The sequence below is a fragment of the Arthrobacter sp. JCM 19049 genome, assembly GCF_001310435.1.
Genome location: NZ_BAXF01000090.1, coordinates 1 through 7,037, shown reverse-complemented (window position 1 = coordinate 7,037; position 7,037 = coordinate 1). Strand labels below are relative to the sequence as shown.

General features: G+C 65.3%; 5 protein-coding genes and 4 pseudogenes. 1 reads left to right on the top strand and 8 read right to left on the bottom strand.

Translation table 11 applies throughout. From position 1 onward, the window contains the following. Positions 1-714: pseudogene (locus JCM19049_RS06420) on the bottom strand (oxygenase MpaB family protein); the annotation flags it as partial. 112 nt (positions 715-826) lie between these two features. Here JCM19049_RS06420 and JCM19049_RS19020 point away from each other — a divergent pair. Beyond that, on the top strand, positions 827-1,573 hold the full coding sequence (locus JCM19049_RS19020) for a metal-dependent transcriptional regulator (protein WP_306420719.1): 747 nt from the start codon (positions 827-829) through the stop codon (positions 1,571-1,573). Here the strand turns inward: JCM19049_RS19020 and JCM19049_RS06410 are convergent. The 7 genes and pseudogenes from JCM19049_RS06410 to JCM19049_RS06375 form a co-directional block, all read right to left on the bottom strand. Further along, positions 1,497-2,371: pseudogene (locus tag JCM19049_RS06410) on the bottom strand (metal ABC transporter permease). The gene JCM19049_RS19020 and the pseudogene JCM19049_RS06410 overlap by 77 nt on opposite strands. Next, positions 2,368-3,104, bottom strand: a pseudogene (locus tag JCM19049_RS06405) (metal ABC transporter ATP-binding protein). Before JCM19049_RS06405 ends, JCM19049_RS06410 begins: the two co-directional pseudogenes overlap by 4 nt. After that, positions 3,101-4,058: pseudogene (locus tag JCM19049_RS06400) on the bottom strand (metal ABC transporter substrate-binding protein). Before JCM19049_RS06400 ends, JCM19049_RS06405 begins: the two co-directional pseudogenes overlap by 4 nt. Positions 4,059-4,226: 168 nt before the next feature. Further along, a complete protein-coding gene (locus tag JCM19049_RS06395; RefSeq protein WP_054821166.1) occupies positions 4,227-4,577 on the bottom strand; it encodes a cupin domain-containing protein in 351 nt (116 codons plus the stop codon). A 102-nt stretch (positions 4,578-4,679) separates the two neighbouring features. Next, positions 4,680-5,108, bottom strand: a complete 429-nt coding sequence (locus JCM19049_RS06390; RefSeq protein ID WP_054821165.1) for an aminoacyl-tRNA hydrolase — start codon at positions 5,106-5,108, stop codon at positions 4,680-4,682. A 297-nt stretch (positions 5,109-5,405) separates the two neighbouring features. After that, positions 5,406-5,756: a cupin domain-containing protein gene (locus JCM19049_RS06380; protein WP_054821163.1), complete on the bottom strand. Its 351-nt coding sequence runs from the start codon at positions 5,754-5,756 to the stop codon at positions 5,406-5,408. 99 nt (positions 5,757-5,855) lie between these two features. Continuing rightward, a partial coding sequence (locus JCM19049_RS06375; RefSeq protein WP_279402598.1) for an SH3 domain-containing protein occupies positions 5,856-7,037 on the bottom strand: 1,182 nt, incomplete at its 5' end.

Sequence of the window (7,037 nt, the reverse complement as noted above, 5' to 3'; positions counted from 1 at the left end):
AGCACCCGAACCACCGCGCCGTAGCGCCGACGCACCGTGGGGGTGAGCCGGTACCGTAGAGTTCGCGCACCCGCGGCGGCAGCTGGGCAATGGTCACATCCCGCACCAGCGGCAGCACCGCCCGAATCCACCAGGGGCGTGGCGCCCGGTGAACAGCTCATCTGCTGCCTGGCGCACCTCCTCGGTGACCTGCAGCTGCTCCAGCATCTGCTGGAAGTAGCGTTCAAATTCCGCGCGGTCCGCCGGCCAGAAACCGTCGGGCATCTGCAGCGCGCTTCCCAGCACCGCGTACTCGCGGTACAACGCCTCCTCATCGTTCGCTTCCAGGGCCGGCAGCGTCAGCCGGGCGGCGAGGGTCGCCGAATCGTAGAGGGTTGCCGCCACCCACACCTGTAGCCGGGGGTCACGGGCGGAGTAGGCCGGGGTCCCGTGCAGCGGATCGCGCGGAGCGTGCACCGGCCGGTGGGCGGCGTCCACGAAGTTCACCACGCGCTCGCGCTGCCGTTCACTGCCGGCACCCAGTGCGTAGACGTAGGCAAGGGTGTTGTGCAGCCGGGAGAGCGGGTCGGCGACAAAGTTCGAGTAGCGCACCACTGCGGTGCCGATGCGCGGTTCGGCCAGCTGCAGCAAGACGGCCCGCCCCGCCCCCAGCAGCAGGCTCGCCTCCGGGGCGATGCGACGCAGAAGGCCTTCTTGGGGCTGGCATGGATCCATGGTGTCCAGAATAGGTCAGCGCCCTGCGTGGCCGATGGGAAGGCGTCGGTGCGGCCACGCCTGGGCCTGTCCACCAAGCTGGCACCAATCAGCATTGACTATGATGTAAGACGTGTCAGTCACCCAGCTTTCGGATAGCGCGCAGAACTACCTGAAGATCATTTTCAGTCTCAAGGAGTGGTCTGATGAGCCGGTCACGCCCACGGTGATTGCCGAGCGGGCCGGGGTGAAGCTTTCCACTGTCTCCGGGGCTTTGGGCAAGCTGCGTCAGCAGGACCTGCTGGATCACGCCCCCTACGGAGAAGTCAGTCTCACCGAGACCGGGCGCGCCTACGCGGTGGCCATGGTCCGCCGCCACCGGCTGATTGAGACGTTCCTGGTGCAAATGCTCGGGTACCGCTGGGACCAGGTCCATGCGGAGGCCGAACACCTGGAGCACGCGGTCTCGGATTTCATGATCAGCCGGATCGACGAGCTGTTGGGCCACCCGACCCGGGACCCGCACGGGGACCCGATTCCCAGCGCCGACGGACTAATCGACATGCCCAACGCCCACCCCTTGGGGGAAACCGCCCCGGGCAGCGACGTGGTGGTTGAACGGATCTCGGATGCGGATTCGCAGCTGCTGCAGTACTTCTCCGACCACGGCATTGTGGTTGCGCCCGGCTGCACGTCACCGGTGGGGATCCGTTCTCGGACACTATCGAGGTCAGCGCCGGACCCGAGGCCAAGACCGTGGTCCTGGGCAGCCGGGCCTCCGGCGCCGTGTGGGTCTCCGCGGCTTAGGCGCGGGCCGTTAGTGCCTTGCGTCGCCGGGCCGCACGCACGGATTTGGCGACCATCCCCTGCCTCGGGCTGAAGAGGTAGACCCCCAGGAAGATCAGGCCCTGGGCCAGTACCACCATGCCGCCGGTCGAGGCGTCCAAGTAGTAGCTGGCGTACACGCCCACCACCCCGGCTGAGGCGGCCAGCACCGGTGCGATCACCAGCATCCGTCCAAAGCGGTCGGTCAGCAGGTACGCGGTGGCGCCGGGAATGATCAGCATGGCCACCACCAGGATCACCCCCACCGCCTGCAGCGCGACCACCGAGGTCATGGCCAGCAGGCCAAGCAGAACCGCTCCCAGGATCCTGGGGTTCATGCCCAGCGCATGGGCGTGGATGGGGTCAAAGGCATAGAGCGTGAAGTCTTTGCGCTTGGTGATCAGCACCGCGAAGGTGACCGTCCCCAGGGCCAGCACCTGCCACAGGTCTGCCCGGGATACACCCAGCAGGTTGCCGAACAGGATGTGGTTCAAATCCAGGTGGCTGGGAGTCACGGAGATCAGCACCAGCCCGAACGCAAACAGGGTGGTGAACACGATCCCGATTGCCGCGTCCTCCTTCACCCGGCTGGTGTCGCGCAGTCCCCCGATCAGCGCCACCGCCAGCAGCCCGAACACCACCGCCCCTAGCGCGAACGGCGCCCCAAGGATGTAGGCGATCACCACCCCGGGCAGCACCGCATGGGAGACCGCATCCCCCATCAGTGACCAGCCGATCAGCACCAGCCAGCAGGAGAGCACCGCACACAGCACCGCGGCGATCACGGTCACGGCCAGGGCGCGCAGCATGAAGGTGTAGCCAGCGGCTCGGAGAGCAGTTCGATCAGATTCATTTTCCGCCTCGGTTCATCGGGTCCAGGCCAAAGGCCAGCGCCAGGTTCTCGGGTTGCAGCACGCTCTGCGGGCTGCCGTGCATCAAACCCGGGTCATCAGCAACACGGCTTCATCGGCCAGGTTCGGCAGGGCATGCAGGTCATGGGTGGAGATCAGCACACTGCCGCCCTCCGCGGCGATCTCACGCAGCAGTTCGGTGATGGTCCCCTCACTGCGCTTGTCCACCCCGGCGAACGGCTCGTCCAGCAGCATGATGGTCGCCTCCTGGGCGATGCAGCGGGCCACGAAGGTGCGTTTCTTTTGACCCCCGGAGAGCTGGCCGATTTGCCGATCCGCGTGCGTGGCCAGGCCCACGCGTTCCAGGGCAGTGTCAACGGCCCGGTGATCGGCCTTGCTGGGTCGGCGCAGGAAACCCATCCGCCCGTAGCGTCCGGTCATCACCACTTCACGCACGGAGATTGGAAAGTCCCAGTCCACCGCCTCGTTCTGCGGCACATACCCGATGGCGGCCCGCTTGCGCGCCAATTGCGGATCCATTCCGTTGATCCGCACGGTGCCGGTGTCTGGGCGAATCAGGCCCATGATCGTCTTGAACAAGGTGGACTTGCCCGAGCCGTTCATGCCGATCAGCGCACACACGCTGCCGGGGTGAACCTGCAGGCTGGCCGAGTCCAGGGCCAGCACCGGCCCGTAGTGCACAGTGGCGTCACGCACGTCGATTGCTGGTGTCATTTTCCGTTTCCATTCAGGGCCCGGGCGATCGCCCGGGTGTCGTGGGTGATCAGATCCAGGTAAGTGGGTACCGGACCGTCGGGTTCGGAGAGCGAATCCACATAGAGCGCTCCCCCGTAGACGGCGTCGGTGGACTCAACGACCCGCTGCATCGCGGCATCGGAGACCGTGGATTCGCAAAAGACCGCAGGCACCTGGTGCTCACGCACATAGTCGATGGTGGAGGCCACCTTGCGGGGGTGGCCTGGGATTCGGAGTTCACCGCCCACAGGTACTGTTCATGCAGCCCGGCATCGCGGGCCAGGTAGGAGAACGCGCCTTCGCAGCTGACCAGCGCCCGCTTGGTCTTGGGCAGGTGGGCCACGTCGGCCAGCAGCTGATCGTGCACCTGCTGCAGTTCCCGCTGGTAGTCGGCCGCGTTCTGCCGGTAGTCGGCGGCGTGCGGCGGATCCAATGCCGCAAACGCCTCTGCCATGTTCTGCACATAGGTTTGCACGTTGACCGGGCTCATCCAGGCATGGGGATTGGGTAGGCCGCTGGCATCCCCGTGCGCGATGGCAATCGGTTCGATGCCCTGGCTGACGTTCACGTGCGGCGCATCGACGTCCGCAACGAACTGCTCAAACCAGGCCTCGAGCCCCAGCCCGTTGTCCAGGATCAGATCCGCCCCGGCTGCGCGGCGCAGGTCATCGGGGGTAGCTCATAGCCGTGGATCTCCGCCCCGAACTTGGTGATCGATTCGACGCGCAGATGCTCACCGGCAACGTTGTGTGCGATATCGGCCAGCACGGTAAACGTCGTGAGCACGGTGGGGCGTGAATCGGCGGCGGGTTCGGCGCTGGGACCCGTGCTGGCTGGCGCCGCGCAGCCTGCCAGCAGCAAGGCCAGGACCAGTGCGAGCGCTGCTGGGCGGGTCACGGCGTGCCGCCGTTTCCAGCTTTCGGGTAGGTGCATCAGCGGACCCCGACTCCATTCTCAGTGTGCAGAATGCGGCACCTCTGCGTGCCACACCCCCAGAGTAATGTTTGAGGGGTCAAACATTCAAATTTGATACACCTGACCTTGGGTTCGTGACAATGGATTCCCCACGGCGAACCGTGAAGGTTCCGGTGTGCCCCGCAGCTAGTGGTACAGGAAGATCAACAACAGCCGCGCCTGCTCCAGGGCGGTGACCGAATGCTCCAGGGACGCCTCCAAATGCATCATCGCCCCGGCGGCCAACCGATGCACCGTTCCACCGATCTCCAGCTCAACGCTTCCGGAGGCCACCTGGATGATCACCGGGTGCGGCGAGGAATGCTGACTGAGGACCACCTGGTCGTCAAAGGCCAGCTCGGTCACCCGGAAGTTATCGGCCTTGTAATGGGTGTGCGGGGAAATTCTTCCCGGCTTAAAAGGATTGGTCTCGGCCAGCTGATCGACCCCGGTCGTAATTACGCCCCGAGGCAAGTCGCCGTTGACTGGGTGCTCCATCTGCTGCGTCCCTTCGCTCGCTGCCGCTTAGTGCAACCTTGGCACAACTGACGGCAAGGAACCAGAGCCAACGTTGCCCCGTGGGGCGCTACCGCCCTAACGCTATCCGGCCAGCAGCACGTAGGCCGTGGCCGAGCCCGGTTCGATTTCGGTGCGTCCGGCGTCATGAATCACCGGGCCGTGGGCAAGCTCCATGCTGGCGGTGAAGTCATCACGGCTCAGCTGCCGCACCCCCAGGGTGGCGCCGTCGGCGATCCATTGCTGCACGATGTCCTCGTCGGCTTCCAGCAGCCAGGCAAACAGGGCGTGGGCGGCCTGGGCGCTGGCCTTGCCGGTGGACATCTCCAGGGAGGCGTCCAGGACGATCACCACTTGCCCGCCCAGCACCCCGCCGGATTGCGGCAGCTGTGTGCCGGAGACCTGCAGCTTAGCCAGGATCTTGGGCATGTCATCGGCCGGAACCGGGGCAAGCCCGGCGGCCTGTGCACCGCCAATTTCAATGAGGGCGTGCTCGGGGAACTCCTGCCGCACCTTGGCGAACGCTTGGGGTTCGCCCGTCGCACCGACTTGCCGAAAGCCCCATGCGCCCAGGGCTGCCAGGCTGGGTTCACCGGATCCTGCAGGAAAGCGGCGATCGAAGCCAGTGCGACGGCGGCAATGGCTTCGTCCTCGCCGGCCGGGTCTTCCTTGTCGACCAGCAGGATGATGGGTTGAATCAGCTCCGAGGCGACACGTTCGGTATATTCGCTCATTGCTTCATCTTCGCATTCCCGGGCGGATTACGGCACTCGTTGACTTCGGCGGCGTCCCTCGTCCGGGTGAGGACGTTTAGCGGTTGAGGAAGGTGACCGTGATGCGTGCCGGTTCGGGAGCGAAGACGGCGTGGGGAACCATCTCCTCCAGGTGGATCACGCCGCCGACCCCCAGGCGGTGGACTTCTCCACCCACTGTGAAGTCGACTTCCCCGTTAATGACCTGCACCAGGATTGGGGTCCGGGCCTTGTGATCGGGCAGCTCCACCCCGGCGTCGAATGCGATCTCGGTAATCTGCACCGTCTGACCGGCGAAGATCCTTTTTGCCGAATACTTGCCCGACTTAACAGGGTTGCGCTCGACATAGTCCTGCACGCTCTGTGCAATCAGCGTCGATTCCTGCGGCGTGCCGCTTTCCTTCGCCACTACGGTGTCCTCCTTGGATGCTGGACGTTGAACTGCCTTGCCACCATCATCTCCCCAAGGGCACGGCCTTGTCTGCCGGGCGACACGCACGGCAGCGGGTCAGCGCACCGCGCTGTCGTCCAGCTTGCCGCCGGTCGCGGCGTTGCCATAGGTTTCCACGTGCACGTGGTCATTGTGCAAGGTGGTGTCATTCCAATTGCCGGTGAACTGGGTCCCGTATTTTCCGGACTTGGAGTACTCGGTCCACCCGGTGGTCGGCAGCCAGATCTTGTCCCGCCAGATCAGGTACTCCACGCCCAGCTCCATGCGGTTGTCCAGCAAGAACTGCGCGATTCGGTTACCGGCGGCGATGGACTGCGGGTCCTTGTAGTTGCGGATCATGATGTCCACCGCGCGGCCGCTGCTGTGCCCCACGGATCCGGAGCGCAGGGTTCCCATGGAGGTGTAGTAGCCAGCGAACCGCTGTTGGACGGCTTTCATGACGGCACGGGTGTCGGGCTGCACCGTCGCCGGGCCGGAGGTGCTCAGGTAGCGTTCACTGACCCAGCCGGTGCCTTGGTGCTGGAGATGTAAGCCCACCCGGAGTCCGCCTTCAGGTAGGTGACCTTTTCGGCCTGGGGAACGACTGCCTTGCTCGGGTAGCTGGTTCCAACCCCGGTGCGCAGGTTCAGGTTGGCGGTGGTCCATCGATACTGGATGGCTTCGGGGCGGGGTGCTTGCGGTTTGGGCGGGCCGGCTGCTGCGTGGGCGCAGTGGCCGCCGGGGCTTGGTGGAGAGATAGCTGCTGCTGACCCAGCCGATTCCCTTGCTGGTTTGGACCCGGCTCCACCCGGCGGAGGTCCCCTTGACCGTCAGGCGTTCCCCGGTTGGCAGCACACCGACCGACTTGTACATCGTGCCGGCCCCCGACCGCAGGTTCAGGTTCGTGGTGGTCCACCGGTATTGTCCACCGACCGGGGTGTAGGCGGTGGTGATGAGTGATGAGGTGGGCACCCAACCGGTTCCCTTTGAGGTTTTCACCTGGCTCCAGCTGCCCTTGCTCTGCAGCAGGTCCACCTTCTGGCCAGCAGGAACTGTTCCCAGCGAGCCGGCCGTCGTGGAAGCACTCTTGCGAACGGCGGTGGGGTCAACGAACCAGCGCTGTCCAATGACCTTGGGAGCCTGCGGAGTTGGCTTGGCAGGAGGCTTCGGAGCGCTGGTGGACAGCTGCTTCGAGGCAACCCACACGGGCCCTTCGCCGTGGAAACCTGCGACCACGAACCCGAGGACCGCAACCACTCG

Bases quoted from the DNA above. Each gene is read 5' to 3' on its own strand.
- JCM19049_RS06395 (WP_054821166.1), bottom strand. From the start codon at position 4,577: ATGGAGCACCCAGTCAACGGCGACTTGCCTCGGGGCGTAATTACGACC.